The sequence below is a fragment of the Nocardia otitidiscaviarum NBRC 14405 genome (assembly GCF_000308635.1).
GTDB lineage: Bacteria > Actinomycetota > Actinomycetes > Mycobacteriales > Mycobacteriaceae > Nocardia > Nocardia otitidiscaviarum.
Genome location: NZ_BAGD01000001.1, coordinates 1 through 279 on the forward strand (window position 1 = coordinate 1; position 279 = coordinate 279).

Here is a 279-nt window from a genome sequence, read left to right on the forward strand (position 1 = left end):
CGCGGTAACTCTCATTTCTCGCGCTCAGGTTGACCAGGAAAAACGGGGAGGTGCCCATGCCCGGACCATCCGCCGCCCCGGCCGCGCTGCGGCTGCTCAAAGGCCGATCCGAAGGCCGCGACAGCGGCGGCCGGGCCGTCACCCCGCCGCCAGCGTTCCGGCGCATCCCGCCGACGCCGCCGACCTGGCTCTCGCGCGAGGCCAAGGCCGAGTGGAAGCGCGTTGTACCGGGGCTGAGTCGTCTCGACTTGCTCAAAGAAGAGGACCGGGCCGCGCTGG

The 279-nt window shown here is 71.3% G+C and carries 1 pseudogene; it reads left to right on the forward strand.

Annotated elements, in window-relative coordinates:
* Window positions 1–56: 56 nt before the first annotated feature.
* A pseudogene (locus tag ON31_RS37490) lies at window positions 57–279 on the forward strand (phage terminase small subunit P27 family); the annotation flags it as partial.